The sequence below is a fragment of the Arthrobacter sp. PvP023 genome, assembly GCF_017832975.1.
In the GTDB taxonomy this organism is placed as follows: domain Bacteria; phylum Actinomycetota; class Actinomycetes; order Actinomycetales; family Micrococcaceae; genus Arthrobacter.
This window is the reverse complement of sequence record NZ_JAFIBI010000001.1, coordinates 2,900,181-2,927,107: the sequence shown is the minus strand read 5'-3', so window position 1 is coordinate 2,927,107 and position 26,927 is coordinate 2,900,181. Positions and strand designations below refer to the sequence as shown.

Here is a 26,927-nt window from a genome sequence, read left to right as displayed (position 1 = left end):
TGAACCCAAAGGTCTTGCAATTTCCCACCTAACCGGAATATCGTGAGTTAGCGCTAACTCAGGTACTCAAAGAAGAGAAAAGAGAGAAAACAATGGTCGATCCATTTGTCGTCGTTGCGGTTTCGCCGCGGACAATCAATGTGAAGAATCCCGGCGACGGCGTCGCCAACGTCAAGCGCATCAACGAATTCATCGACACGGCGGTCATGGTCGGCGCCTGGGAAGGCTCTCCGGTCAAGCTGGTAGTCCTGCCCGAGATGGCGATCCAGGGCATGATGGCCAACACGCCTGGGAACCGTAAGAAGGAGGCCCACTTTGCCGTGACGATCCCTGGTCCGGAGACGGACGAGCTGGCGAAGAAGGCCGTGGAGCTCAATACCTACATCGCTGCCGAGCTGTACATGGTCAAGGACGAGGACTTCCCGGACCGCCACTTCAATGTCGCCTTCATCATCGATCCGCAGGGCGAGATCATCTACAAGCGCTACAAGGCCACCAGTGATGCCTACGAAGGCGGCATGCTCGGCAACATGAACCCGCACGACGTGTGGGACGAGTGGATTGAAAAGAAGGGAAACGGCAACGCAATGGACGCCATCTTCCCTGTGGCTAAGACTGAGATCGGCAACATTGGGTACGCCATCTGCCACGAGGGTGTCTACCCCGAGGTGCCGCGTGGGCTCGCGATGAACGGCGCCGAGATCATTATTCGGGGCACCCTGATCGAGCCGGCCGTCCAAAACGGCATGTGGGAACTGCAGAACCGGGCACACGCCATGTTCAACTCGGCGTACGTCGTCGCTCCGAACCTGGGGCCCGAAGTCCGCGACGACGGGAGCATGCAGGACCTGTTCGGCGGCCAGTCCATGATCGTCGGTCCACGCGGGCAGATCCTCACGAAGCAGCAGGGCTGGACCTCGGGCGACTCGTTCGTCTGCACCACAATCGACATCGAAGCGCTCCGTCGGGCCCGGGTCGCCAACGGCCTGTACAACCAGTTCAAGGACCTGCGCACCGAGCAGTACCGGGTCATCTACGACAACCCGATTTACCCGAAGAACCAGTACCTCGACGCGCCGCCGAGCGAGGGATGGCTCGCCCGGGAAGACTCAACCCGGGCCGCCAATATCGAGAAACTCATCGAGCGCGGCGTGCTCACACCGCCCTCGGGCTACAGGGCATAAGTAGGGAAGTTGGCCGGGGAGCGCGTTTCGCGCACCCCGGCCAACTCTTGTGGCTCGGCTGTTTCTGAGCTGAACGATTCACAATATGATAAGCAGACTTAGTTACCGGTCGGTTGTGGTCGTTGTCGGCCGCGGCCGCCTGGCGAGACAAGAAGAAGACAATGGATTATTCCCAGCTGGCCTACCCGCTCCTCGGCGCTATCAATACCGAAGCCCTCAGTGCGTTGCCCGGGGCCCCCGTAATCGAACCCGGAGGCGCCATGAGAAACCGTAGACGAGTCAGCCGCCTCCGTGGCCGACTCTCGAATGTGTTACATCGGGCGGCCTGGGCCTTGGAACCGGACGTGGAACGGGGGGATCCCTGCCCGGGCGCCGGGTAATAGAAAAGAAAAGACCTATACCTTCGGGATTGCCCGGCCCCCATATTGGGCCGGTCCCGTGGTTGTGGAGTCCACTGGTCAATGGCACGGACTTGGCAGCTGATCGTGACCAATGCCTCGGAAGGAAGGCAGATCGGTGGCCCCTCGGGAGAGATCTGGCGCGCCGACCCTTTCAGGCTGCGGGATAGGGGCGTGGATCAGGCAGCCATGACGGCTGGACCGCCGGGGGAGTATCCGAGCCTGGAATGGCCTGTGCAATAGTGTGAGCGAAGCGGTAGGAGCCGGTACGGTTTTCGATGTTGGTGCCCTTACGGGTCAACCGGTCAACCGGTCAATGGTCGCGGCGCACGGGCGGGTGGCTGTGACAGGTTTGGATGGCCCCGGTAGGACGGCTATTTCTGGCCCCACTTAGTGACTCTTCGGGACGAATCGAGCGTAGCTGCCTCCGGGCATCCGGGCGACGATTTTGCCCCGCACGTGCCTCCGGCAAGGCCGGATTAATCGCCTGCGTCCATCGACTGGCGGCGATGACGTTCCCGTTGGCCGTAGGCCGCCCGTAGAATGTCGTCCTTTGACTCGAATCCCGAGCCCAACGCACCACCGATGAGCGCCGCCGATGTCGTCATCCATGCGACTTCCGCAAAGTCCCAAAAAGTCACGGGATGTTTCAGGGTCAGCGCCAATAAGACATCGTCGATTGTGAACGCCGCGGCCAGCAGCACAGCCACGAACAGCAGGACGTAGCTGATCACGACGCCGATCACCAACGACCACACTGTAGAGATGTTATATAGGGAGGCCTTGTATCGTTCGAGGGAATCGTCGCGCCGGGGGCTTTCCCACAGATCGTGTTGGGTGATGATCCAGAACACCATCGAACCAATCGAAAGGACCATCAGCAACGTTAACCTCGGTGCCCCCAGCAGGTCTGCGAGCTGCCAGATTGTGTCCGTGACAAGCGCGAAGGCGCCCGTGGCGATTGCGGCAGCCATTGCGCTTCTCAATCCGAAGACCAGCCGCCAAGGACGGTTCGCCCGCAGCATGCCCGCCAGCAACCGCCCGCGGCCGAGGCGGGTCGCTGAGACATAGCGGAATCCAATCGGCCCGTCGTCAAGAACAGCGGTCTCGATATGCCGCGATTGGTGCAGGGAGGGCGGACCGAATTCCCCGGCGTCATCCTCGGGATCGAAATGGCGGTGCATCGCCCAGCCGAGGTCGGCGACGGCAGTGCGGACCCGGCGGTCGATGTTGACGGCGCCGAGCGCGGGCAACGACACCAGGGAGATCGGCTCCCCAAGCGCAACTTCCGCGACCACCGTCCGGCCCTCGAAACGTATCGGAAGATCGGTCAGGCACACCATGACATCCCATGCACGGAGGATCCGGTGCTTCGCCATGGACTCCAGCATCGGCGCCAACCCATTGCCAGCCGTAAAATCCTGGTACTCGATCACCACAGACCAGTCGTGGCGCTCATCGGCAAGGTTGAGAAGAAGGCCCACTTCGCGGCCGTTACGCTCGGCAAACTCCGCGGTGACCTCCGGCTCGGCGAGAACGCCCAGCGTACGGGCAATGGTGGGGTTCACGTCGCCCGAACTTTCCGGCACACCCTGACTCCTATGATTCAGTGTCCATGACCAGCGACTTGGAGGTCGCCGTCGCAGTGGACACGGGTTTCCGATGTCTCATTCCGTGGGGTCTGTTCGGGGCCGCCGCGGTCCGTGGCCCTACAGGCTTCCCCCGCTCACTCGGTCGGGGGCTGACGGCCGCGGCCTCACCCAGGAGTTCCTCTGGCGCCATGGAAGTGGCATTGCCCCGCCCGTCCAGAACTGCCGATATTCGAATCCGGCAGGTCAGCCGGCACCGCCTTCACCGCGGCTGTTCGGCCTGTTGATGCCTGCTATGGGACGTGAAACGGGGCGCCGTGCGGACGAAGGCGCCATGCACGCGTTGCGACGTGCAGGTTTAGTCGGGTCTCGGGATCGGCAAGATCGAAGCCGCTGATCTGCCGGATCGACTTCAGGCGGTAACGCAGAGTGCTTCGATGGATGCTCAGGCTCTCGGCCGTACTGTCATAGTTGCCGCCGTGGTCCAGGTACTGGGCCAGGGTTTGCACCAGGTCAGACCCCCGGCTGGCGTCAGCGCGTTGAAGGTTACCGAGCCACTCGTCGACATAGCCTGCCAGATCCGGTTCGCCTCCAGCTGTCTCCAAAATGCGGTAGATCCCCAGTTGATCAAAGCGGGTGACACCGTAGCGATCGATTGAACCGGCCCGAATGTGCAGCGCTTGCAGGGCTTCCGAGAAGGAGCGCGGAATCTGGGCGACATCCAGGCTTGGACCGCCGATGCCCATGGCCCCGGTGGCAGTTCGTAGGGTCCTGGCGACAACGGAAAAGACCTCGGCACCCAACGGATCTCCACGAACCACGGCAACAGCCATGTCCGCGCGCCGTGAAACGAGCGCGGATGAACGAAGTTCCAACAACGTCCTGCGCAGTGCGACCACGACAGTATCGTCGGTTCTTGGCGGCTGCCACTCCGCCACGATGACGTGCTGCGGACCACTAATGTCATATCCCAATGCCTCGGTACGAACGCGTGCGGTCGCGCCATCCATTCCGGACACGAGTTCGTCCACCAGGTCGCGCCCCAGCCTCAGTTCCAGCCGGGCCAGGCTGCGGCGGTGCGACAACTCGACCTCCAAGAGCCGTGTTGCGTACTTCAAAGCGAAGACGTTGGCGGCTGTTACCGGCCTGTCGGTTTCCAGCATACAAATAGCTCCCAACACCTCGCCGTGTGAAACGGCAAGCGCAACGAGCCTTCGCGGTTCGCGGACTGGTGCGGGCGGTTTCCCGCCATCGTCCCTTATGGGCCGCGCGTGTCCCCGTTCCAGACGCTCAAGTCCCTCCGCGAGGACGTCAATCCCGGCGGTGCCCTGCTGATCGAGGACGGCAAGGTCGCCCAGACGATCGTTGGCGGCATTTCTTGGCTGCACTGCGATCGTCAGTGGCGCTAATTGGACTGGAGCGAAGAGGACAGCGAGGCAGGCAGAGGGGAGTCGACGAGGTTTGGTACGCCCCCGAAGGAGGCCAGGGTCCGGGCCGTCTCCACGAACTCGCGCGCCAGCCCGTCATTGACGTCAGTGCGCCATGCAATCGACAGCGGAGAGGGCGGGACGTCTCTGACCGGGATGAAAGACAGCCCGGGACGGTCATAGAAGCGTTGGGTCGAGGCCTGAGTGAACGCAATGCCCCGCTCACCCATGATGGCTTCGAAACATTCGTCGACGGTGGCTACCTGAGTGCCCATACGGACCGGCTGCCCGCCGCGGGCCTGGGTTGCGAGCCAGAAATCCCTCCACTTATCCGGAGCCTTGCGGGCGACGAAGGACTCATCAACGACCTGTTCGACCGAGACTTCAGACAGCCCGGCAAAGCGGGAACTGCTGGCAACTACGAGGACCCGCGGCTCAATGAACAGTGTCTCCATGGCGAGCCAGTCAGCCGCCGGCAGGGGCGGCCGCACAAATGCCACGTCAGCGCTTCCATCGGCCAACCCCGCTGTGGGGTCAGCGAAATCGAAGGACCTCATCTGCACGTGGATTTCCGGGTGGTTGTTCTTGAACGCTGCGAGGATTCGCGGGGTCAGTTCAGCAGCCGCGTTGGCCTGGAAGCCGACTATCAAGGTGCCCCGCACGCCGCTCGCGACCTCACGCGTCAACGAAACGGCGCGCTCCGCGGCGGATAAAAGGCGCTTAGCTTCACCCAGCAGGACGTCCCCTGCGCTGGTCAGGGAGACGCTGCGGCTGGTCCGGATCAGCAGGGGAGTGCCGAGCGAGTGTTCAAGCTTCCGTATTTGGACGCTGAGGGATGGCTGCGCGATATGAAGTCGGGCAGCGGCTCGACCAAAATGCAGCTCTTCTGCGACGGCGACGAAGTACTGCAGAACGCGCAGGTCTAGCTGTGGCTGCTGCATCGTTCAACTGTAAGCTCCGCCGCAATCGGGGTCCAATAGTTTCAGGCTATCGGTGGATAGTGGACAGGTATTGGACCGTTCGGGGTCACGGCGACTGCAATGGAAACAGCGAAGGGTTGCCAACGGAGATAGTCGCAAAGGCGCTCCAGAAACCCCGCTTTCGAGGCTCGGACAGAGAAGTCCGACCCTCCGCGAGTTCAACGAGAGGAACAACGAAATGACGGTCGCAACACGTGCCCCTTCTGTAGAATCCTGGGTTCAGAGCTTCACCGAGGCCAACAACCAGGACCCGGAAATTCAGGCCCACGGAAAGTACTTCACCTGCTCCTACCTGCTGGACATGGAGGCGCACACCTTTGTTGTCCGGGTGGTGTCCGGCACCATCGCCCAGATTTCCGTGGACCCGGGACCCATCGAGGTGCCCTACCAGTTCGCCATCCGGGCCAGCGCCCACACCTGGGGTGAATTCGGCAAGCCCGTCCCGGCTCCCATGTACCACGGCATCTGGGCCGCCACGTTCCAGCGCGACATGAAGCTGGAGGGCGACGTCCTGGTCCTGATGCAGAACCTGCGCTGCCTCACCCGCCAGATCGAACTGCTGCGCTCAACCGGCGCACCCGTCTAGACCATAGGAGTTCCTGACATGAGCAAAATTTCCCCCGTCACCGGCCACTACGTCACCGTCGACGTGGACGGCCTCGAATACAAGGTTTTCTACCTCGAAAACGGCCAGGGGCAGCCCTTGGTCTGCCAGCACACCGCCGGAGCCCACAACCACCAGTGGCGCGGCCTGCTGGAGGACCCGGAGATCACCGCCAACTACCGCGTCATCGCCTACGACCTCCCCCGCCATGGCAAATCAGACCCCCCTGAAAACACCCAGTGGTGGACCGAGGAGTACCAGCTCAGCGCGGACCACTTCGCCAACTTCATTGTCGCCCTCGTCGATGCACTGGAACTGGTCGACCCCATCTTCATGGGATCCTCCTTCGGTGGCAACGTAGCGCTGCAGCTCGCCCACCGCTTCCCGGAGAGGTTCGACGCCGTCATCCCCGTAGAGGGGGCGGACTACTCGCCGGGGTTCTACCTCGACTGGTGGCAGCACCCACACGCCAACGCCGCGCAGGTGTGCGGCAGCGGCACCTGGGACCTCATGGCACCGCAATCGCCGGAGGCGGACCGCTGGAAAACGTGGTTCTACTACACGCAGGGTTCCGAGGCGTTCAAGGGTGACCTGTACTTCTACTCGGTGGATCACGATCTGCGCGGCAAACTGGGCGAAATCCAGACGAATAAATGTGCGGTGGTCCTGATGACCGGCGAGTACGACTACCTCACCACCCCTGAAGACGGAGCCCGCACCGCCGGCCAGATCCCGGGTGCCGAGTTCATCGAGATGAAGGCTATCGGGCACTTCCCGATGAGCGAGAACTACCCGGTCTTCAAGGGATACCTCGTTCAGGCTCTGGACCTGATCCGCACCAAGACGAGCGTCCGAGCCTAGCCGGCTCACACCAAGGCGTCGGTGCCGACCCCAGAGGGCCGGCACCGACCCTGCCACCTTAATGGTGAAAGACACACAGAAGATTTAGCTTCCTCATGCCCTGCCTCTGGCAGCGGACCGCCCCAAACTGCTGAAGGTCGGGCTGCACGCCGCTACGACTTCCTTCAAACCCCTTGGAGATAGAACGATGTCAACAAACGCCCAGCGTGAAGCCGCGCTGCTGGCCTCCGTGCCGACTGGCCTGCTGATCAACGGCGAATGGCGCCCGGCGGCGTCCGGGAAGACGTTCGACGTCGAGGATCCCGCCACGGGCAAGGTGCTGCTCAGCATCGCTGACGCCGGCCCCGAGGACGGCGCAGCCGCTTTGGACGCGGCCGCTGCCGCCCAGGATTCCTGGGCCAAGGTTCCGGCCCGTGAGCGCGGGGAAATCCTGCGCCGCGCCTTCGAGATGGTCACGGCCCGGGCGGAAGACTTCGCGCTGCTGATGACCCTGGAGATGGGCAAGCCCCTGGCCGAGGCCCGCGGCGAGGTCACCTACGGTGCCGAATTCCTGCGCTGGTTCTCCGAGGAAGCCGTCCGCGCGTTCGGCCGCTACTCCGTCTCCCCGGACGGCAAGTCCCGCCTGCTGGTCACCAAGAAGCCCGTGGGCCCGTGCCTGCTGATCACCCCGTGGAACTTCCCGCTCGCGATGGCCACCCGCAAGATCGCCCCCGCCGTCGCTGCCGGCTGCACCATGGTGCTGAAGTCCGCCAACCTGACGCCGCTGACCTCCCAGCTGTTCGCGGCCGTGATGCAGGAAGCCGGCCTGCCCGCCGGGGTCCTGAACGTCATCCCGACCTCCACAGCCGGTGCCACCACGGGGCCGCTGATCAAGGACACCCGGCTGCGGAAGCTCTCCTTCACCGGCTCCACCGAAGTGGGCCGCCGCCTGCTCTCGGACGCCTCCGAAACGGTCCTGCGGACCTCGATGGAACTCGGCGGCAACGCCCCGTTCGTGGTGTTCGAGGACGTCGACGCCGCCGTGGCCGGGGCCATGCTGGCGAAGCTGCGGAACATGGGCGAGGCCTGCACGGCCGCGAACCGGTTCATCGTGCACGAGTCCGTCGCGGACGAGTTCGCGGAGAAGTTCGCCGCGAAAATGGGCGAGATGACCACGGCGCGCGGCACCGAGCCGGAGTCCAAGGTGGGCCCGCTGATCGATGCGAAGAGCCGGGACAAGGTCCACGAGCTCGTCACCGACGCCGTGAACTCCGGTGCGGTGGCTGTCGCCGGCGGCGGCCCGGTGGACGGGCCGGGCTACTTCTACCAGCCCACCATCCTCAAAGGCGTCACCGAGGGCACCCGCATCCTGTCCGAGGAAATCTTCGGACCGGTGGCCCCGATCATCACCTTCGACAGCGAGGACGAGGCAGTCCGCCTCGCCAACAACACCGAGTACGGACTGGTGGCCTACGTCTTCACGCGCGACCTGAACCGCGGCATCCGGATGGGCGAACGCCTCGAGACCGGCATGCTCGGCCTGAACGCCGGCGTCGTGTCCAACGCAGCAGCACCGTTCGGCGGCGTCAAGCAGTCCGGCCTGGGACGTGAGGGCGGCCTCGAAGGCATCGAGGAATACCTCTACACCCAGTACATCGGCATCGCCGACCCCTACGCCAGCTAACCACGGCTGCCAAAGTACACCCAACGGGGGGTCTTCCACCCTCGCAACATGGGAAGCCCTCTGTTGCGTGCACGGTTCTGGACATCGAGTACAGGCACAAATAGCCGTCAAGCAGTAGAAGGTCGCGCATTAATCAGAGTCTTCGACTCAACGAGCCGCGCGCCCACCACCTTCTATGGATATGCGTTTGGCCGATCCTGAGTGCGTCCGGAGCGGCGTACAGCAAGCAGGTCCGTAACTTCCACGATGAAGCCCGATCAGCCTCAACGACTGATCTCGGAGCACCGATAACCTATCTTTCGTCGTTCTGGCCTCAGCTGGCACACCCTGGCTTTGCCTTTGCGTGTTAGCCATTCTGGGATGTCGTCGTCGTAGCCGACCAGCCGGTAAGGGGAGGGCGAGACGAGAACGCGGGGGACTGGTCCTGGATCAACCGAGTTAGCGGACTCCGGCGCCTCTGCGGGCGCGCGAGCCGGTTGGATCGGGCATCGAAGTTTGGAAAAGAGCGTGTGCACATTGTGCACACTTTGGGCCCCGGACTGGGTCGTACTGGTGGAGGACTGGGCCGGATTACGGAGGTTTTCGGGGGAGTGGCGGGAATTCAAGGGGTGGAATGCAGTTCGAGTCCCACCTCGGGCACAGCACGACCCCTCGTCAGAGGGGTTTTTGCTTTAATGTGTGGACATTGACCCTCCGCGGAATTCGGATGCCGTCCCCGTCGCGTGCCCTCATTGGCATAATCCCGACCGGCTCGGCTGCCAGTGGCATGCTGGCGAACAACTCATCTAACAGCGGTCTCTGCCACCAATGTTCAATTTGAGGTATTCGATACGCTGTGAGACTTCAATCAGCCGCAAACTTCTGCTCACCGGCATCGGGCCGCGGCCCTTGAGAGTCGAACCTTGGGGGAGAGGAGCAGTCCACCGTCGAAGCATGATGCTGTTCCCGGAACATACAGCTGCTCAGCGGCTGATATCGAGCCGGTCGGACCATGCGGCAGCAAGCCGGCGGCGAGTAGCGAGCCGATGTGGAGACGCTGCCGGCGTGCTGCGTGCAAGCATCCGAGCGTGGCAGGCAATGGCAGGCCCTGGGACGCAATGTCATTGCCGGCGCGGCAGCCGGCTGTCCCGCGCTCTGGGCATCTGCGCGTACCGGTCAGACCGCTTTGGCGGGCCGTCGGCCCGCTTATGAGGCGGCAGGAGCAACCGGTCTTCATGCGCAACGGAGCCGCAGGCCCGGCGCCCGCGAACAACTCCATGGTGCGGTGAGATTCGGCCGTCGGATCCACGCAGTGGTCGGGTCTCAGAAACCGCGTCTCGGAACTCGCACTCGCAGCAGCGTAAACAGACGGGTATTCGGACAACCGCTCCGTGGTCATGCGCACAGCACGGTCACGGACTTCGGGCGGGAACTGCTCGGGCATAATCACTATCTTTCGCACAGAAGATAGCGGCATCAAACCCGGGACGGTTCAACAAGTCCCATGCTGATCGAGTGCAAATTGGGGTCAGGCGGTGGTGATACGGCCCGCTAGACTCTCTTCATGCGCAAAACGTCGGCACGAGGCCCCGGCGCCGCTGGGAGGGAGCGCGTGCTTATCTTGTCGGCAGGGGTAGGAGCGGGGCACAACAGCGCCGCGGCGGCGGTGCAGCAGGCGTGTGCCGCGCGCGCCGACATCGACGAGGTGCAGGTGCTGGACGTGCTGCAGGTGAGCAGCGTGCTCTACCGCACGCTGCTGGGCAAGGGTTACTTCGTCCTGGTTGAGGACTTGCCCTGGCTGGTCGAGTGGGGCTACAACATCAACGACCGTCCGTTCCGGCGCCGGGGCCCAGTAGACCCCTGGACACGGGTGAACGCTCTTCCGGTGATCGATGCGATCAAGCAATTCCGGCCGAGCGCAATCGTGTGCACGCACTTCCTGCCAGCCCAACTGCTGGCGTCGCTGCTCCTTCGCGGCGTGATTGACGCGAGGACCGCCGTCGTCACGACGGACTACGACTTCCAGGGCCTATGGCTAACGGGCGCGTTCCACGCCCTCTTCCTGGCCAGGGAGGAGGGGAGGGTGGAACTGATGGCGCTGGGTTTGCCCCCCGACCGCGTCGCGGCCACGGGCGTCCCGATCGCCACCCCGCTGAACCCGGCGCCTGCGCGCGATGCAAACGGGCCCCCGATGCTGCTGATCTCGGCGGGAGCGACCGGCGGCGACTATGCCGCCTCGATCGTGCGGCAGACGCTGCACATGCGTTCGTCATTTACGGCCACGGTCCTGTGTGGACGAAACGACGCGCTTCGGCAGCGCATCGAGCAGCTGGTGGCGCCCGCTGGCGACCGCTACCGGGTGCTCGGCCTCACGGCGGAGATGCCGCAGTTGCTGCGCCGCGCCGACCTGTTTGTGGGCAAGCCGGGCGGGTTGTCTGCGTCGGAGTGCATGGCTGCAGGGCTGCCCATGGTGCTGGTGAACCCCATCCCTGGGCAGGAGGTCCGCAATGGCGACTACCTGATGGAGCAGGGGGCGGCGGTCCGCTGCAACACTCCCGCCACGATCGGCTGGAAGATCGACGAGGTACTGCGCGATCCAGGCCGCCTGCAGCGGATGCAGGCGGCCGCGCGCAGAACGGGCCGCCCTGACGCTGCGGCGGACGTGCTGACCGGACTGCTGGACGGGCCGTCCCGTCCCCTGGTCGTGACACGCGCGGCCCAGAAGACAATCCTCGCCGAGAGCGAGCAGCGCGTCGTTGCGACCGATCTGACGGGACCCTCCTCGCTGGTCCGCCTGGTCGACCTGGCTGCGGGCAGCACGGTCGCGCTGCTGCAGGCCGAGGAGCTGGGAGATCTGCAGAAGCGGTACGCCACCCCGGACGGGGGCCTGGTACTGCGGGGCGGCCACGCGCACGTGTCGCTTAGGTGGGAGGAGCGGCGGCTGCTCCGCGCCATTCTTCGGGGGGACGACGAGCTGCCCGTCCGCGTCGAGATGCCCCCGCCGACCCCTCGCATCCTTCCCGCGGGACCGGCCGGACACGACCTTAAGGACTGAATTGCTGCAGTCACCGGAGGAGTTATGAAGGACAGGACGCCCGTCAGGCCGTGCAGGCAGCTATCTGCCAGGTGGCCCCCGACGTCGAGCTTGAAAACCTCGCCGGCCGCGTCCGGCCGCGACAGGACCTAGAGCTCGACTCACTCGACTTTCTCCACCTCGTGGAAACCATCGCAAAGACCATGGGCGTGGACATTCCGGAACGCGACTATCCGGCCGTGGCAATGGTTGACGGCATGGTCAACTACCTGGCCAGCCACGGCTGAAGGCAACTTGGCCGACCAAGGTGGTATCCCTCTGCCGCTGTCATCGCAATCGGGTGCCATACCTGCTGTGCTCGACAGTGTCATTGGGTGCCCGCTGTTGTGTGCTTACCAGGTCTCCGGCAGCACATTTGCGTGGTGACCACTGCTGAGGCCGTTCTAATTCAGCTTTCAAAGAGCCGTTCGGTGTCATGGACGCGAAGGCGCTTTGGGCCCGGTTCCGCGTGAACAGCATGTCATCCGCGGCGAGCCGGACCTGGCAGTGTGAATCCCGGGGACAGGAGCTGGCCAGCTGCCTTGGCACAGCACGGCGGTGATGGTGGGGGCCGCCGGCTGCGCTGCTTGGTCCGAAAGGTGGGCAGGGACTTCCAATACCCCGTCGGAGTGGGTGGCTTTGATATCTCCTTCCTTAACATCGTCGGGAAGCGGGACGCTGCGGCTGAAGGGTCCGTGCCGGAATTCGGGCCGGAAGCGCTGAGAGTCAAACAGTCTGTCCAGGGAGTGCATCAGCCCAGACGGGGTGCATAAGCGTGTTGAATAGCAGGGTCCAACGGGTCGTCGCGAAAGGACACCATTTCAGCAGATCAGACATGACAGCTTCCCCATACCCTGGGCAAGGAAGGGCCTTCAGCGGACCGGTGTTCCTCCAATAGATACTGCGGGCGAAACAGGCAACAAGGACGAAAGGCCCCCGGGCCCGCCGACGTTCGGCATTTCTGGTCTTCCGGCTAGCATTATTGGATGACCACTGCGGTCCACCATTCCGAAAGTGCCTTCTCGCTGGCGCGCCGGGCGCGAGGAGTGGTGCGCCGCGTCCCGGTCTGGACATGGCGGCTCCTCATGCGCTCGGTGAGCTCACGTGAGCGGACGAGGTTTAACAGCGAACCCATCACGGAAGTGGACTACGTCCACGACATAAATTACCTGGGCGACAATGTGCGGGCGCACCACCTGGACGTGCTCACCCCTGCTGCTCCGGCTGTGGACAGCCCTGAGGGGAGAGCCGGGAACCAAAAGTCCTTTCCTGTCTACGTCTATTTCCACGGCGGAGGCTGGACGTCCGGGGACAAGTCAGCGCTGACCAAGTACTGCGCGAACCAGGCGCTCGGCGGGATGGTTGTGGTCAACGTCAACTACCGCCAGCCTCCCCGTTTCCACATGGGCCATGTTCTGAGGGATGCAAATGCAGCCTTGGCGTGGGTAAGTGCCAACATAGGCCAATACGGCGGGGATCCGGAATGCGTGATCTTAGGGGGTGACTCCGCCGGCGGTCAGATCGCGGCTTTGCTCACCGCTACCATCTTCAGGCCTGAGCTCGCCGCGCACTACTCCTTGAAGCCAGCTGTCCCCGGGAAGCACCTGAAGGGACTGGTTCAGCACTGCAGCGTGGTTGATTTCTCTGTGTTTTTCAAGAGCGGCTTTGTCCTCAGCCTGAACTTCGTCCGAATGTTGCTGCCATCGGCCGGCAAGGCTAGGGGCTGGATGCACAGTGCCTTCTCCACTGGCCCGGGCATGGAACGGCTAAGGGCCGCGACCGGCTTCGTGTCTCCCATTGAGTGGCTCGACGGCCGGTTCCCACCGGTGTTCGTCACTACGTCCGAGCGCGACTTCTTTTACGAGGCGAACGTGAACTTCATTAAACGGCTTCAACAGAATGCCGTGCCAGTAGACATGTTGATCTACTCCTGGGCGAATGCCAACACTGAACACACATGGCAGCAGGACTACCGCTATCCGGAATCCCAGGAGGTATACCGGCGCCTGCGCGCTTTCGTCCGGAATGTCTCACAGCAGGCTGTTTGACCATGACCCCGCACCATAGGCAGCCGTCCGGGGTCGATGCAGAGGGGAATGGCTCCGCGAGGGTTGATACGTCTGCCCTGCGGGTCGAGGACAAACCGGCTGCCCAGCTCTCCAACATCCAACAGCTGACCCACGCGACGGATTGCTTCGTCCCCAATCACCCTGGAGACTTCGACGCGCCGATCCATCGCCTGCACCAGAGCCTGGACGATCATCAATTCTTGCCTCGTCTGCCGCTCATCCTCATCCATGCCGCGATTCTTGCACGGCCGGCAGTCTGTGGGGCATTTCCGTCCAGTTTGGGGATCCCTCACCGGGACGCCGCATGTGGCTTCGCGGCATCAGGCGGCGGTCTTGGCCTCCACCTGTGTTTTGAGCTCGGCGAGCATCGCCTCCACGTAGGGCTCGTGTTCCTTCACCATCATTTTCTCGATGGGCTTGCCTACGACCGGGACCTTCACGTCCCACTCGGCCTCTGCGGTCACCTTGGTGCCGCCGTCGGCGGGTTCGAACGTGAATCTCCAGGTCGGCTTCTCCGCAAAGAAGTGGACCTGCGCGACGATCCGCTGACGGGGGACGACTTCGGTGTACTCGACACCGCCCACCAGGCGGAAGCCCAGGAGATGCGTGTTCAGGCGGGCCGAAGTGCCGACACCTTCAGGCTTGACGTCGACATCCGTCAACTCGACGTCCTTCATCTTCCACAATTGGCTGATGTCCAACGCGAAGTTGAAGACTGTGTCGACCGGGGCGTCGATTGTGATGCTGCGTGTCAGAGTGGCCACTGTACTTATCTCCCTCAATATGGACGGTCTCCCGTCTTCGTACTCCGACGCTAGGCAGGTGGGATGGCAGGCTCTAGGGGAGAAGGTCCCGGCTGGCCCGGGCATCGCAGGGGACCACATCGCGGACATCCCGGCCCGGCTGCCTGTCCGTGACTCACCGCAGCGGAGCCGCTGAAGCGAACACTCGCGACTCCCACGCCCAAACCCGTGCCACACGCTCATCGGCAGATCCGGTAAAACGTCCCTCCCGGCGCCAAGCCGCAAATGGCCACCCCCTGCAAGGCAAGTGGAGCCGGCCGTCGCGCCGAGCGGTTCCTCCCGCACAGCGGCGCGCCCTCGGCAACGAGAAACGCACTCTGTTCGCCTGCGGGGAGGACTTTGAGCCCTAGCCTCGGCCTGTCGATCAGGCGATCCTCTTATAGACACGCAATGTCCTTCAGAACGAGTGTCATGGCCGCCGCGCAATGATCTGGGTTCAGCAGCCCTCGACTGCCCTCGACTGTGCCTTGCGAAGTTATTCCCATCCCGAGGTTCACGCTCCGCGGGTGAACCTCCAGAACCCAGGCGGAACCTCAGATGGCAATTCCGATCCAATCCACAATTACCAGCCGGCGCGTTCTGCCGGTTGTCTGGCTTACCCGGACGGCTGTGGTGCTGTTCATCGCCGCCCTAACCGTGGCGTCAATACCGTTTGGGCCTCCACCAGTAGGGCAGGTTATTTGGGCAACTGTCGTCGTCGGCAGTTTTGTTCTCAGCGCCGCCACAGCGATCGCAGCCCAAGTGCGGAAACACCGCGTAATCCGCACGAGGCTCGGCTACTGGGCACTCGCGTTCCTCATCCTTTCGGCCGCGATCATGGCTGCTGCCTCGGCAGTCTTCTCGCCGGGAACGCAGCTGCCCGTCACGCCCGACGTCTTCATCTCTGCCGGGACCATCGCGCTCATCGTGGCAGCCGTGCTGGGCATCCTCGCGGCGTTCCGGGCTGACGGAGCAGCCATCCGTTTCCTGCCCAACACTCCTGCAGGGTGGTGGGCAGTAGTCTTCCTGGCAGCCTTCCTCGTCCTCGGCTTCAGCCCATGGGCTGTCCTGACGCCGTCGACGACGATGGCCGGACCAGCCCTGGCCTTGGCGGCGATCGTCAGTTATCGGGACCGCTCGGTGCTGTCGGCCATCGCCCTGGTCGCCGCCCCGGCGCAGCTGGCCTTCTTCGATCTGGCCTTTTTCATCAGTCTTTTCACACCCCACCCCTAGGCGGAAGACATGTTCCTGGCAGTCACACCACGATCAGCCTCCGGTCGCTGGAGCCTCCTCTTCGCTGCCATCACTGTGCTGGCGACCCTCACCGCATGGATCATTCTCCGGCCTATGATGGACTACCCATCCGCCCCCTGGGTGTGGAACTCACTCGGCCAGGCATGCATGGGACCCGCAGCCGCCGCAACAGCACTCGGACTGGTCAGCATCATTCACGACAAGGAACGCTCCCTGCTGACCTGGGCGACCACCGTGTTCGCCCTCGCAGCGGCGGTGGCGGCGGGCGTGATGATGTACTCCGCTGTCGCTCAGTATCAATAGGCCGCGTCGGCTTGGAATCAACGCACCAGCGATAGAGGTAGTGTCAGCGCCAGAGGCTGCGAGGGGATTGACAAGGTTTCAGTGAAAGTAGCCGTCCCATTTGGGCTCGTAGATGGTGTCTCGAAAAGCAAAAGTTTTCGAAACACGGGCTTCGCGTCTTGAAGTATCTAACGAATCGGCGTCGTGCCGGGCCACCCCGTCCGGCCAGACCTCTTATGGTAAGTACCGCTGGAACACCAGGGGCTGGGCTCGCGCGATTAACGGTGTCGTGGCCGGCGGCAATGAAGTGTGGGGGACACCTCAGGCCGGAACTTGCGGCGAATAGAAATATGGGAAGGCCGTTGCCTCACGATCGAGGTAACGGCCTTCCCGCTCTATTGCCTAGGGAACCCCCTATTTCGGGCCAAATCTAGTCGCCGCTGGTCCAGGAAGGACGAAGTGGACCCTCATCAGATTCGATCGGGCCACACCATCCTCGTGAGTGACCGCGCTGCTTTAGAACTCGTTCAACAGGATTCATCCGAAACACGTCGTCCGAGGAGAATCCTCCATAGGTCGCTGACCCCGGGCGGCGGAAGAGACCTATCGCCCACAGAGTGATCCGGGCGTAGGCCGTAGCCCCCGGACGAAGACCCCACGACGCCAATTCATAATCCTCAGCCATACTTGATTGTCACAGCCAATCCTTTGAGGTGTCTCGTCCTCCCTCAAGTCTCAATGCTGGCGGGCCGCCGGAACCTTGTCATTGCGACAACTCCTGTTGTTCTCCCAACCCCCGGAAAACTCCACCTACTTCCGCTTGGGATGGCTCTGGACCGGGAGTGTTGTTCCTGAAGCTGCTGCGGCATCTGACGCGATCCTCCGCCAGGAGTCTGTGATTAGGCTGATTTCTGTGTTCGGGTGTGGGCGAGACGATATGAATCGGTGCCTGTTTCGATGATGGCGCCGTTGAAGGTCAGCCTGTCCACGATCGCGGCGCAGAGACGTGGGTCGGTGAAGGTTTTGGTCCAGCCGGAGAAGGATTCGTTGGAGGCTATGGCGATGGAATTCTTCTCCTCTCGTTCGGTGAGGACCTGGAACAGAAGTTCGGCGCCGCGGCGGTCCAGTTCCATATAGCCCAGTTCGTCGATGCAGAGCAGATCCACGCGTCCGTAGCGGGCGATGGTCTTGGCCAGGACTTTCTCATCCGCGGCCTCGACGAGTTCGTTCACAAGCCGGGTCGCCAGGGTGTATTTCACCCGGTAGCCCTTCTCCGCCGCAGCGGTGCCGAGTCCGATCAGCAAGTGGGATTTTCCCGTCCCGGAATCCCCGATGAGACACAGGGGCGATCCTTTGTGGATCCAGTCCCCGGTAGCGAGGGTGTGGATAGTGGCGGGGTTGATATTCGGGTCGCGTCGAAATCGAAATCCCGAGCCATTTGTCCCGGGGAAAATTCGCGGCCTTCACGCGGCGGATCGAGGAGCGCCGGTCCCGGTCATCGCACTCGGCCAGCAACAGCTCCGCCAGGAACCCCTGGTAGCTCAGTTGTTCCTTTCCGGCGACGGTAAGGGCCTCGTCCAGGACCGCCCGGACGGTGGGCAGGCGCAGCCGGCGGCAGGCCTGGTCCACAGCCGCGACCGCGGCCTGTTCGGTCAGGCCGCGCCGCTGGCGGGAGCCCGGCGATGACCGCCGCCGGATCCATGAGCCGACGCTGGGTAAGGCTGACAACCCGTCGCACATTCGCGTCTTCTCGAGCAACGGGATGACGGTCCGAACCGGACCCGGCACCGGAGAGGCTTGAGATGTGTCTGCGGGCTTCGACCGCGACGACGTCGGCACTGACGGCACCCACCCCCAGCGCCGCGGTGATCCCGGCGTGGATATCACCTGCGTCCATGGAGCGGTGAAGCAGCAGGACATCGATCAGTTCACGGGTCCCGTCCGCGTCGCCGTTGACGGCGGGACATGGTCCTGACCAACGTTTATGGGCCGGCCATCCTGGCTAAAGCGGCATTACCGCACCTTACCGAAAACAGCGGCCACATGGTGCTGATCGGCAGCACCGCCGGGCGGAAGGTCTATCCCGGAAACCTGTACACCGCCACGCCGTGACCGGCTTCGCCGAATCCCTCCGCCAGCAGCTCGTGGGAACCGGCGTCCGGGTGCTGCACCTCGCCCCGGGCCACGTGGACACCCCTCTCTGGAAGGAGGCCCCGGACGCCGCCATCGCCCCGGAATCCGTCGCCGAAGCCATGCTGTGGGCACTATCCCAGCCGCCCGGCGTCGACGTCTCCGATATCACCGTCCGCGCGACAGGCCAGGTGTTTTGACACGAGCCCAGACCCATTTTCCTTCTGGTACGCGTTGAGCATAGATGCACTAATAAGCAATTCAGGAGCCAATTCGTGCTCCGGCGTCCGAAGGCAAGGATCGCCGCAAAGGCGACCTGGCCTGCGCAAGCAACAATTTCGTTAAAGAGCGGGACTCCCGCAGCTACTTCTACTCCCGCGCCGTAAGAGCCGATATTGAACCTTCCGTAACCTCAAGGGGAGACGGACTGATGCAGTGCTGTCCAGGTTCCGCACGCAGGGACTTTTGAGACCGGCGAGTCCACCGGCTGGCTCCAGCTGGGGGACGTAGTTCTTTCCTGATTCTGTTTTTAACCGAGAAGCGGCTCTACGTGCGCTACCTGGCGGGGGACTTCTATGGCTTGCTGCCGGCCTTAGCGCCCGGTTCCATGAACGCGGGCTCTCCGCCCAGCCCGCTGGTGACCCACACGGTACAAATCCGCGATTGCGGACGTTGTCGGTCCGCGGCCGCCCACGCTAATGACAAGAAGAGATTGATGGACTATTTTCAGCTGGCTTACCCATTCCTCGGTGCTGTTAACATCGAAGCTCGTAGCACGTTGCCTTGTGCCCCTGTTATCGAGGCAAAAGGCGCCAAAAGGAAACGCAAACAGGTCGGTCACCTTCGTGGCCGACTCGCGAATTTGCTCCATCGTGCCGCCTGGGCCCTGGGCCCTGGAGCCGGGCATGCATGATGGCACGCGGGCTCCAGAACCCGTTGCCCGCAGCCGGCCAGTTCCAACCAGCGCTGCATAGTCGGAACCGGACGGGTCGCTGCAATTGTCGTCGGCGATCTGGCCAGACTGGATCCAGACCCTATCTATTCACCAGCGGTAGATGCTATCTGATCTTGCGGTTTGGAGGATTGTTCGAACACATGCCCTTACCGATTTGTGCTCGGCCGCGGAACCCACGTTCCATGGTCTAGCCCCAATCAGGGGCGGCAACGAGCAGAGCCTGTTCATGAGTCAGGGGCGTTCATGCGAATGGCCGATGAGTTAAGCGGCGTGACACCATTCGGATTTGGCAGGACCGATCCGGAAAATCTGATTTTTCCGGTGCTAGTATGTCATCGCTGGGGTGTCTGAGTAACGAAAAGCGGCCGTTGATGGAATCATGGAGGGATCTCCCATTTTGCCTCCATGGCTCAAAGCTCTATTTCATGCGCCGCTTCCACGACTTATGAATGGCGTTGCGGGGCAGTAGGCAGGAGTGGTTCACACCCATGTACTGAGGCTGTTGTCCCGTTCCTTCAGCACCGGGAGGCAATTGATGAGCACTAAGCGAAGTCCCATGATTTGTACGATTGCGGCAGTCGTGAGCTTATGTTTATGGACAACGGGATGCACAACTGAGTCTGAACCTTCCCCTGATTCCTCTACCAGTTCGTCCGGACCGCCCACCGCACAAGGGCCTGTCCCAAGCGGAAGCACTCCTACCCCCAGCCAGAATCCATCCCAGAGCCCGAGCCCAAGCACGGAGGCCGTTCCCAGCAGTTGGCCGGAGGTTGTTGCACAGGCGCAGTCGGGTGTGGGGCAATTCAGCGTCACGAGGTGTGAGAACAGTTTCACGGGCACCGGCTTTCTTGTTGGCCCGGATTTGGTCGTCACCGCTGCGCACATGGTGCGGGACGCATCCGCGATAAGCATTTCGTTTGGCCGCACAACGGTAAATGCCACAACACTGGGTACGAACGAACTCGCTGATTTGGCGCTCGTAAGAACCGAGACCCCCGTCCAAGGTCATCAGTTTCAGTTCAGAACAACTGAACCGCCAATTGGAACTGATGTCGCTGCCCTCGGATTTCCCTTAGGTCGGCCTTTCACCTTGACCCGAGGGACAGTAAGCGCTCTGAACGCGGAACAGAGAATTGGCAACCGAGTTCTTAGCAATCTGATTCAAACCGATGCCGCTATCAACCATGGAAACAGCGGTGGACCCCTGATTACCCAGGATGGTCAGGTTTCAGGTGTTATCGTCACCATCGAATTCGACGAAAACGTCCGGGCCGAAGGCATCGCCTACGCAGTGACTGCGCCGCGGGCTGCTGCCGCCGTTCAGGAATGGCAGAAACGATCGGTGCCGGTCACGCTCAAAGACTGCGGCAACGCCCCGGCACCGGGTTCAGGATCCTTCCCGCTCACCGTCCTGGCAAGCCACGATCAAGCACGCAACATCGGGCAGAGCCTCTTGCTCCACGGCCAGGGCATCAACCAAGGGGCCTACGCCGCCGCCTTCAAGCAATTCACTCCCGAACTTCAAGCAACTTTCGGTGACTCAGTTGCATGGAGCGCTGACCTTGGATCCTCGTACTGGCAAAAGGTCGAAATCGTAGACGTTTCCGGCAGCGGCGATGCCCTCTCCGCTGATGTAAACCTACAAACACGCCAGGATGCAGCGCACGGCAGAAACGGCCAAACCTGTTCAAACTGGAAGCTTCGATATGCAATGCAGTGGGACGGCAGCGCCTGGCTCATAGCCGGCACGTCACTGCCCTTCGGTGAACCCACTGCCTGCTGAAGCTGACATAAGTAAGCCATAATCAATGTCATCCTTCATGCGCAATCGCGATCAATGCCCGGGCCGCCCGGTACTCCAAGCAAGCGGGTGAAAGCACGGGGCGAAAGTGCTCCAGACCATGCGCAGCCACGACCAGTACAACACCTCGTTCTACGGCGTGGATGACCGGTTCCGCGGGATCTCCGACGGCCGGCGCGTGATCCTGGTGCATCCGGAGGACGTGGCGGAACTCGGATTCAAGGACCGTGACCTCGTGGATGTGGTGAGCACGTTCCGGGGCAACGACCGGCAGGCGGACAAGTTCCGGCTGGTGGCGTACCCGACAGCGAAGGGCGCCGCGGCGTACTTCCCCGAAGCCAACGCCCTGGTCCACAAGGAAAACGTGGCCCGGGAATCCAACACCCCCGGGTTCAAAGCCATGTTCGTCCGCTTCGTGCCGCACGTTCCAGCTCGCTCCGAGGCACGCTACACGTCCGGGAGGGCGGTAGATTTTGATGGCGCGACCAGGCAGATGCACACGTCCCGCTGGCAGTTCGGCTAATGGTCTATGGCATTGGGGTCAGGGTCTGCCAACGGGCTTTGCGTCACTTTTGGAGGCTTCGGCTTGAAGGGTTTGGGGCTCCCTGTGCAGGGTTGACGAGCGGAGGAAAAATAGTGCGATGAGGGCTGCGGCAGTTGCCACCGTGCCCGAGGACACAAATGCGTATTGAAAGCCGATTTCGACTGAGTCGTTCCTTCCAACCGACATAACAGCGGTGAAGACGGCGACGCCAATAGCAGCCCCGATTTGGGAACTGGCGGTTGCTAGCCCAGAAGCAAGGCCGCCCTGGTCAGGAGCCAAACCGGAGGCGATGACCATCGTAGATGGCGTGAAGCTAAGGGCCACTCCCGCCGAGGCGACGAGCAGGCCAGGAAGAACATCAACCGAATATCCGATGTCTGCCGGCACCCGAGACAGCCAGAAGTGGCCTCCTGCTAGCAACACCAGACCCACTGTCAGTGTCCGCTCGGGGCCCAGCGTCCGCAGGAGCCGTGGCAAGAGTAGTAGCGAGACGATAAAGCCCCCTACCGATGTAGGGATCATCGCCAGCCCTGCCACGGAAGGGCTGGCTTTCAGAACTTCCTGAAGGTAGAGGGCGCTTAGAACAAAGGTTGATACTCTCACGGCCCCGCCGAGGAACCCGACGAGGATCCCGCCCCCGACCGATCGGCTGCGAAACAAGGTCAACGGCAAAATCGGATCAGGTGCTTTTCGTTCACAAAGAATGAAGTACACCGACAGTCCCACACTGATTCCCGCCCCACCGAGTGCCTCCGGGGACGTCCATCCCTGTTCGGCGCCAGAGAATATTGAGTAGATTGCTGCGAGGGCGCTTCCGGTTATGGCTGAGGCGCCCTTCACGTCGAAGTGGCGATTTTTCGTCTGCTTGGCCTGCCCCCGGAATAGCCTGGGAGCTGCCACGAGCGCGGTTACGGAGATCGGGATCGTAAGAAAGAAGACCCAACTCCACCCCGCGGTACCGGTAACTGCACCACCCGCCCCTACCCCTAAGGCCCCGCCGGCTGTCGAGGCAGCTCCCCATGCGCCCATTGTCTTGGCACGGCTTGCGCCCTGGAACTCCGAGAGAACTATGGAGAGTGCGGCCGGGCTGATCATGGCCGCGGCCACGCCCTGCACAAAGCGGGCGAAGACCAGTACTGCTTCATTTGGGGAACAACCGGCCAATAGCGTCGCCATCGCGAAAAGTGCGCTTCCAGCCATGAACATCCGCCGACTGCCGAAGAGGTCCACGGCACGCCCAGATATGAGTAAGAAACCGCCGAAAGCAAGGAAGTACGCGTTGACCACCCAGGCAACTCCCGTAGAGGTGAGGTCGAGGTCCCGCTGCATGGAGGGCAGCGCCACGTTCACTACGGAAGTGTCCAGCATGATCACGAACTGAGCTGAAATGAGGACAGGTAGGGTGAATCGTGCTTTCGACACCTTCATGATGGTTGCCTTTCTCTTTTTTGTGCGCTGTGGCTGGCTTTGGTGAATCTTTTGTTGCTTCCGCCCCGGGACCGGCTGACAGCGGCGGGTTCAAGCGTGACAGCCCCCTAACACGCTCGCCCCGGCCAAACTGCCGGTTTGGGCGTGAGTGGCATCCAACGCCCCAAAAGGGGAATCCACGGTTCTCTCCGTAGGGGGACGACACCGGTCAGCTGGACGCCATAAGGTCCGTGGCCGTGCTATGCAACGAGGAATCCTGGCGCAGTGGCCGAACCCTGCACAGGGATTACCGCACACCGTGGGATGTTCAGGGTCGTTCTGCTGGTCTCCTGGTCCAGGCTTCTGGCCGGCGGGCTCAGACTGGCGGTTCGGGGTCGTACTGGATGCCACGGCGGACGTCCTGCGCGCGTTCGGTCCCGGCGAACCGGGCGACCAGGTGCAGGGCCATGTCGACGCCGGCGCTGACGCCCGCGCTGGTGATGAGGTCGCCGTCGTCCACGAACCGCGCGTCCACGTCGGTGACGACGGTCGGGTCAAGCTCGGAGAGCAGGTTCAGCGAGGCCCAGTGCGTCGTGGCCGGCCTTCGGGTCAGTAGCCCGGCCGCCGCGTATACGAGGCTCCCTGTGCAGACCGAGGCCATCAGTGGAACCTCTGCCCGCTGCGTCCTGACCCACTCCAGGTGCGGCTCCTCCTTCAGGAGGCGCCGGGTGCCGGGGCCGCCAGGATAGATCAGGACATCGGGCGAGGGATAGTCCGCCACGGAGCCGTGGGCGCCGAGGACGAGGTTCTTTGAACCCACGACGTCCGCGCCGTCAACGGATACGCAACTGATGCTCCACCCGTCCTCGGGACATTCCTGCGTCCAGTGGGCCAGGACTTCCCAAGGGCCGACGGCGTCGAGTTCCTCCACGCCGTCAAAGAGGAACAGATTGATGTGGCGGCTGCTTCGGGGTGCTGGGTTCCGGTTGGCGGATGGGCGTGAAGGGGTGGTCATGCTGGGCCTCCTGGCGTTGGTGTCTGATGGTGCGGATTGACGGCGCGGCGACGGCCGTTGTGATGTTCACAAGTTTGGCGGCCTGAAGAGCGTCTCGCCCCGGTCAAACAGCCGGGTTTGGCGAAGGTTCAAAGGTGCCGGCCGATGGTAAACTCTGCCTGTGCTGGTTGGTCGTGAGCATGAGCTTGAAGTCCTGGCCGGAATCGTGGCCCGGGGACGTAACGGATCGGCCGGCAACCTGCTTATCCGTGGTGAAGCCGGTGTCGGAAAATCCGCCCTGCTCGACGAAGTGGTGCGCAAATCCCCGCCCGCCACAGTGCTCCGCACTCAGGGCATCGAAGTTGAAGCCCCCCTTCCGTTCGCCGCATTGCACCGCCTGCTCCGGCCCGTTACCCGCCTGCGCCAGCAGATCCCACCGCTCCAGGCCAGGGCACTCCGCATGGCATTCGGCGAGGAAGACGGCCCGACTGTGGAGCCTTTCCTGGTGGGAATCGCGACGCTGGGCGTACTTGCTGCCGCCGCTGAGGAGCACTTTCTGCTGTGCGTCATCGACGATGCCCAGTGGCTCGATCCGGCCAGCGCCGATGCCTTGCTTTTCTGCTCCAGGAGGCTGGGAGCGGACCGGGCAGTCATGCTGTTCGCCGTCCGGGAAGGCACCGCGGGCAGGATTGAAGACCAGGGCCTGCCCGAGATGACTTTGGGCGGGCTTGATCCCGGCGCTGCCACCGAACTGCTGATGAGCTCGGGACCCGGGGCCTGCGCCGCCGAAGTCGCCGACCGGCTCGTTTCCGACACCCGCGGCAACGCCTTGGCCCTGCTGGAAATCGCGGCCGACTTGAGCGAGGCCCAGCGTACGGGTGCGGCAGCGCTCCCGCCGCACCTGCACCTGCCGACACGGGTGGAACAGGTCTTCCTCGGCAGGATCCGGCAGATGCCGAAACCGGTCCAGTTGTTGCTGCTGCTGGCCGCGGCGGACGAGACGGAGGACGCCGGAGTCATCAGGCGGGCAGCTGACCACCTGGGGCTGGAGGCGGACGTCTTCCGGGAGGCCGCTGATTCGGGGCTGCTGATCCTCAGTGCCGAGGCGACTACCCTCCGGCACCCGCTGGTCCGTTCCGCGGTCTATCAGGCATCCAACACCCAGGACCGCCGCCGGGTCCATCTGGCCCTGGCTGCAGTCCATGCGGCGGGCGGCGACACAGAGCGCGAAACGTGGCATCGCGCCGCGGCGGCGGACGGGCCGGACCCCGACCTGGCCCTGGCCCTGGAGCGTGCGGGCCTTCGGGCGGTGCGGCGCGGCGCCCACGCCTCGGCGCTGGCTACGTACGAGCGTGCGGCCTCCCTGAGTTCCGACCCGCAGCGGCGCGCGGCGCTGACGTTTGCGGCAGCCCGCAGCGCGTGGGCCTGCGGGCAGGGGCTCCACGCTCGCGCCTTGCTCAATGAGGCGGACGGGGGCGCGGCGGAACCCGGACTGGTAGCGGACATCGCCCGGTTGCGCGGGCACATTGAGGTCAATCTCGGCTCGGCAGGCCTCGCCCACCGCATTTTCGTGGAAGCGGCAAGGGCCGCGCAGCACGCCGAGCCGCTCCGCGCCCTGGAAATGGCAGTCCTGGCCGCAACCCTGCGCGCCTATCAGGCCGACAGCGGGACAGCTTTCCCGGCGGATGGCCTCTCGCTGGAGCCGGCTGCCGGGGACACCCCGAGGACCCGGTGCCTGAAGGACATGTTCGCGGCCATGAACCTCAGCGTGGAAGGCCGCTGGGGCGAGGCGATTGAGGCTTTCGACCGGGCGGCGGGGAGCAGCGCGGACGTGGATGACCGGGAGGTGTTTTGGAATCTTGGCAACGCCGCGTTGCACCTGGGAGACGATGAGGCCCAGCTGCATTTCTACTCCGGGGCACTCTCGCGTGCCCGCGAGGCGGGTGCCGGCACCGCGGTGGTCTATGCACTGCAGCGGCTGTGCTTCAGCCATTTCCTTGTCGGCGACGCCGCCGCTGTGCGAAGCGCCGCTGAGGAAGCCATGGCGCTGGCGCTCAGCATTGGCCAGCCGTCGATGACCTTGCTCCCCACTGCGTGGCTGTGCTTGTTGGCAGCGATGCAAGGCAGCGACGAATACGACGGACTGGTGGCGCGGCTCGACGACGTCCCCAACCAGGCGTTGGGCATCCTCGCTGACCCTGTCCACGATCTCACCCGCTGGGCGAAGGGCGTGCGCGCAGTATCTACCGGCGACCGGTCCGGCGCACTTCATCACCTCTCCAGATTCCGGCTCCCGGCGCTGGCCCGGATGGCGGCCGTGGAGCGGCTCGATGCAGCCGTCCGCGCCGGGGACATCGACCGCGCACGCGCCTGGACGCACGAGCTGGAAAAGTTTGCCCAGGCGACAAACCGTCCCTGGGCACGCGCTGCGGCGGCGTACGGCCGGGCGCTCACCAGCGACGGGGCCCCCGCCGACGCGCTGTTCCGCGAGTCACTGACGGAGTACTCCCGGGCCCGGCGGCCCCTGGACGAGGCCCGCGTGCACCTCGCCTACGGGGAGTGGCTGCGGCGGGCCCAGCGCCGGGTCGACGCCCGGCACCATCTGCGCCTGGCCCTTGAAACCTTCCGGGATGCGCACACAGAACCCCTCGCGGAGCGCGCCGCCCAGGAACTTCGCGCCTCCGGCGAAACCGCCCGGAAGCGCGATCCTTCCACCCTGGTCAAGCTGACGCCCATGGAGTTGAAGATCGCCCGGCTCGTCGGCTCCGGAATGTCCAACAAGGACGTCGCCACCGAGTGCTGGGTGTCGCCCCGGACGGTCGCGTTCCACTTGCGCAACATCTTCTCGAAGGCCGGCATCACCTCCCGCAGCGAGCTCGCTCGGCTCGATCTCGTCTGACCCCAAACCAGCCGGATCCCGGCAATGTTGCCGGGGCGACGGGGTGGCGGAG

At 63.4% G+C, this 26,927-nt stretch carries 21 protein-coding genes and 3 pseudogenes; 15 read left to right on the top strand and 9 right to left on the bottom strand.

The window, feature by feature from the left end; translation table 11 throughout:
* The first annotated feature begins 92 nt into the window (after nucleotides 1-92).
* Entirely contained in the window at nucleotides 93-1,184 is a 1,092-nt protein-coding gene (locus tag JOE31_RS13480; RefSeq protein WP_209745391.1) for a nitrilase-related carbon-nitrogen hydrolase, read from the top strand.
* An 877-nt stretch (nucleotides 1,185-2,061) separates the two neighbouring features.
* Here the strand turns inward: JOE31_RS13480 and JOE31_RS13475 are convergent.
* Both JOE31_RS13475 and JOE31_RS13470 read right to left on the bottom strand, forming a co-directional pair.
* Nucleotides 2,062-3,171, bottom strand: coding sequence for a hypothetical protein (locus JOE31_RS13475; protein WP_209745388.1), 1,110 nt, complete (start codon nucleotides 3,169-3,171; stop codon nucleotides 2,062-2,064).
* Nucleotides 3,172-3,464: 293 nt separating this feature from the next.
* Nucleotides 3,465-4,334 carry a CdaR family transcriptional regulator gene (locus JOE31_RS13470; RefSeq protein WP_245199179.1) on the bottom strand — a complete coding sequence of 290 codons (870 nt, stop codon included), beginning with the start codon at nucleotides 4,332-4,334 and terminating at the stop codon, nucleotides 3,465-3,467.
* A 108-nt stretch (nucleotides 4,335-4,442) separates the two neighbouring features.
* Here JOE31_RS13470 and JOE31_RS13465 point away from each other — a divergent pair, with 108 nt between their 5' ends.
* Complete coding sequence (locus JOE31_RS13465) at nucleotides 4,443-4,580, top strand: hypothetical protein (protein ID WP_209748704.1); 138 nt, start codon at nucleotides 4,443-4,445, stop codon at nucleotides 4,578-4,580.
* Here the strand turns inward: JOE31_RS13465 and JOE31_RS13460 are convergent.
* Nucleotides 4,577-5,539: a LysR family transcriptional regulator gene (locus JOE31_RS13460; RefSeq protein WP_209745385.1), complete on the bottom strand. Its 963-nt coding sequence runs from the start codon at nucleotides 5,537-5,539 to the stop codon at nucleotides 4,577-4,579. The two genes, JOE31_RS13465 and JOE31_RS13460, sit on opposite strands and share 4 nt — an antisense overlap.
* Nucleotides 5,540-5,756: 217 nt before the next feature.
* Here JOE31_RS13460 and JOE31_RS13455 point away from each other — a divergent pair, with 217 nt between their 5' ends.
* The 5 genes from JOE31_RS13455 to JOE31_RS13435 all read left to right on the top strand — a co-directional run bounded on the left by JOE31_RS13455 (nucleotide 5,757) and on the right by JOE31_RS13435 (nucleotide 12,006).
* Nucleotides 5,757-6,164: a hypothetical protein gene (locus JOE31_RS13455; protein WP_026536895.1), complete on the top strand. Its 408-nt coding sequence runs from the start codon at nucleotides 5,757-5,759 to the stop codon at nucleotides 6,162-6,164.
* An 18-nt stretch (nucleotides 6,165-6,182) separates the two neighbouring features.
* Complete coding sequence (locus JOE31_RS13450; protein ID WP_209745382.1) at nucleotides 6,183-7,043, top strand: alpha/beta fold hydrolase; 861 nt, start codon at nucleotides 6,183-6,185, stop codon at nucleotides 7,041-7,043.
* A 187-nt stretch (nucleotides 7,044-7,230) separates the two neighbouring features.
* Nucleotides 7,231-8,706, top strand: coding sequence for an NAD-dependent succinate-semialdehyde dehydrogenase (locus JOE31_RS13445; RefSeq protein ID WP_209745379.1), 1,476 nt, complete (start codon nucleotides 7,231-7,233; stop codon nucleotides 8,704-8,706).
* Nucleotides 8,707-10,249: 1,543 nt separating this feature from the next.
* Nucleotides 10,250-11,740: a glycosyltransferase gene (locus JOE31_RS13440; RefSeq protein ID WP_209745376.1), complete on the top strand. Its 1,491-nt coding sequence runs from the start codon at nucleotides 10,250-10,252 to the stop codon at nucleotides 11,738-11,740.
* A gap of 50 nt (nucleotides 11,741-11,790) precedes the next feature.
* On the top strand, nucleotides 11,791-12,006 hold the full coding sequence (locus JOE31_RS13435; RefSeq protein WP_307864418.1) for a phosphopantetheine-binding protein: 216 nt from the start codon (nucleotides 11,791-11,793) through the stop codon (nucleotides 12,004-12,006).
* A gap of 186 nt (nucleotides 12,007-12,192) precedes the next feature.
* Here the strand turns inward: JOE31_RS13435 and JOE31_RS13430 are convergent, their stop codons facing one another.
* Nucleotides 12,193-12,510, bottom strand: coding sequence for an Hsp20/alpha crystallin family protein (locus tag JOE31_RS13430; RefSeq protein WP_209745373.1), 318 nt, complete (start codon nucleotides 12,508-12,510; stop codon nucleotides 12,193-12,195).
* Between the two features lie 333 nt (nucleotides 12,511-12,843).
* On the opposite strand from JOE31_RS13430, the gene JOE31_RS13425 reads away from it, so the two are divergent.
* Nucleotides 12,844-13,806 (top strand): alpha/beta hydrolase, encoded by a 963-nt coding sequence (locus JOE31_RS13425; RefSeq protein WP_209745370.1) that lies wholly within the window; start codon nucleotides 12,844-12,846, stop codon nucleotides 13,804-13,806.
* Nucleotides 13,807-14,147: 341 nt separating this feature from the next.
* Here JOE31_RS13425 and JOE31_RS13420 read toward each other — a convergent pair whose 3' ends face one another.
* The gene (locus JOE31_RS13420) at nucleotides 14,148-14,591 is read right to left on the bottom strand and encodes an SRPBCC family protein (RefSeq protein WP_209745368.1); all 444 of its coding nucleotides are present in this window, start codon (nucleotides 14,589-14,591) and stop codon (nucleotides 14,148-14,150) included.
* A 576-nt stretch (nucleotides 14,592-15,167) separates the two neighbouring features.
* Here JOE31_RS13420 and JOE31_RS13415 point away from each other — a divergent pair.
* Nucleotides 15,168-15,842: a hypothetical protein gene (locus tag JOE31_RS13415; protein ID WP_209745364.1), complete on the top strand. Its 675-nt coding sequence runs from the start codon at nucleotides 15,168-15,170 to the stop codon at nucleotides 15,840-15,842.
* A 9-nt stretch (nucleotides 15,843-15,851) separates the two neighbouring features.
* The gene (locus JOE31_RS13410) at nucleotides 15,852-16,166 is read left to right on the top strand and encodes a hypothetical protein (protein ID WP_209745361.1); all 315 of its coding nucleotides are present in this window, start codon (nucleotides 15,852-15,854) and stop codon (nucleotides 16,164-16,166) included.
* A gap of 878 nt (nucleotides 16,167-17,044) precedes the next feature.
* On the opposite strand, the pseudogene istB reads toward JOE31_RS13410, so the two are convergent.
* Nucleotides 17,045-17,885, bottom strand: a pseudogene (istB, locus tag JOE31_RS13405) (IS21-like element helper ATPase IstB).
* Nucleotides 17,800-18,132, bottom strand: a pseudogene (locus JOE31_RS21540) (IS21 family transposase); the annotation flags it as partial. The pseudogenes JOE31_RS21540 and istB, both read right to left, overlap by 86 nt.
* Here JOE31_RS21540 and JOE31_RS21535 point away from each other — a divergent pair.
* The 4 genes and pseudogenes from JOE31_RS21535 to JOE31_RS13385 all read left to right on the top strand — a co-directional run.
* Nucleotides 18,111-18,257, top strand: a complete 147-nt coding sequence (locus JOE31_RS21535) for a hypothetical protein (protein ID WP_245199175.1) — start codon at nucleotides 18,111-18,113, stop codon at nucleotides 18,255-18,257. The pseudogene JOE31_RS21540 and the gene JOE31_RS21535 overlap by 22 nt on opposite strands.
* On the top strand, nucleotides 18,254-18,475 hold the full coding sequence (locus JOE31_RS21530; protein WP_245199174.1) for a hypothetical protein: 222 nt from the start codon (nucleotides 18,254-18,256) through the stop codon (nucleotides 18,473-18,475). The genes JOE31_RS21535 and JOE31_RS21530 overlap by 4 nt, the downstream gene beginning before the upstream one ends.
* A 1,548-nt stretch (nucleotides 18,476-20,023) precedes the next feature.
* Nucleotides 20,024-21,013 carry a serine protease gene (locus JOE31_RS13390; RefSeq protein WP_307864417.1) on the top strand — a complete coding sequence of 330 codons (990 nt, stop codon included), beginning with the start codon at nucleotides 20,024-20,026 and terminating at the stop codon, nucleotides 21,011-21,013.
* A gap of 97 nt (nucleotides 21,014-21,110) precedes the next feature.
* Nucleotides 21,111-21,554 (top strand): annotated as a pseudogene (locus tag JOE31_RS13385) (molybdopterin dinucleotide binding domain-containing protein); the annotation flags it as partial.
* Between the two features lie 18 nt (nucleotides 21,555-21,572).
* Here JOE31_RS13385 and JOE31_RS13380 read toward each other — a convergent pair.
* Nucleotides 21,573-23,003 carry an MFS transporter gene (locus tag JOE31_RS13380; protein WP_209745352.1) on the bottom strand — a complete coding sequence of 477 codons (1,431 nt, stop codon included), beginning with the start codon at nucleotides 23,001-23,003 and terminating at the stop codon, nucleotides 21,573-21,575.
* A gap of 355 nt (nucleotides 23,004-23,358) precedes the next feature.
* Nucleotides 23,359-23,997 (bottom strand): DJ-1/PfpI family protein, encoded by a 639-nt coding sequence (locus JOE31_RS13375; RefSeq protein ID WP_209745349.1) that lies wholly within the window; start codon nucleotides 23,995-23,997, stop codon nucleotides 23,359-23,361.
* A 160-nt stretch (nucleotides 23,998-24,157) separates the two neighbouring features.
* On the opposite strand from JOE31_RS13375, the gene JOE31_RS13370 reads away from it, so the two are divergent.
* Nucleotides 24,158-26,875, top strand: a complete 2,718-nt coding sequence (locus JOE31_RS13370; RefSeq protein ID WP_209745346.1) for a LuxR family transcriptional regulator — start codon at nucleotides 24,158-24,160, stop codon at nucleotides 26,873-26,875.
* The last annotated feature ends 52 nt before the right edge of the window (nucleotides 26,876-26,927 follow it).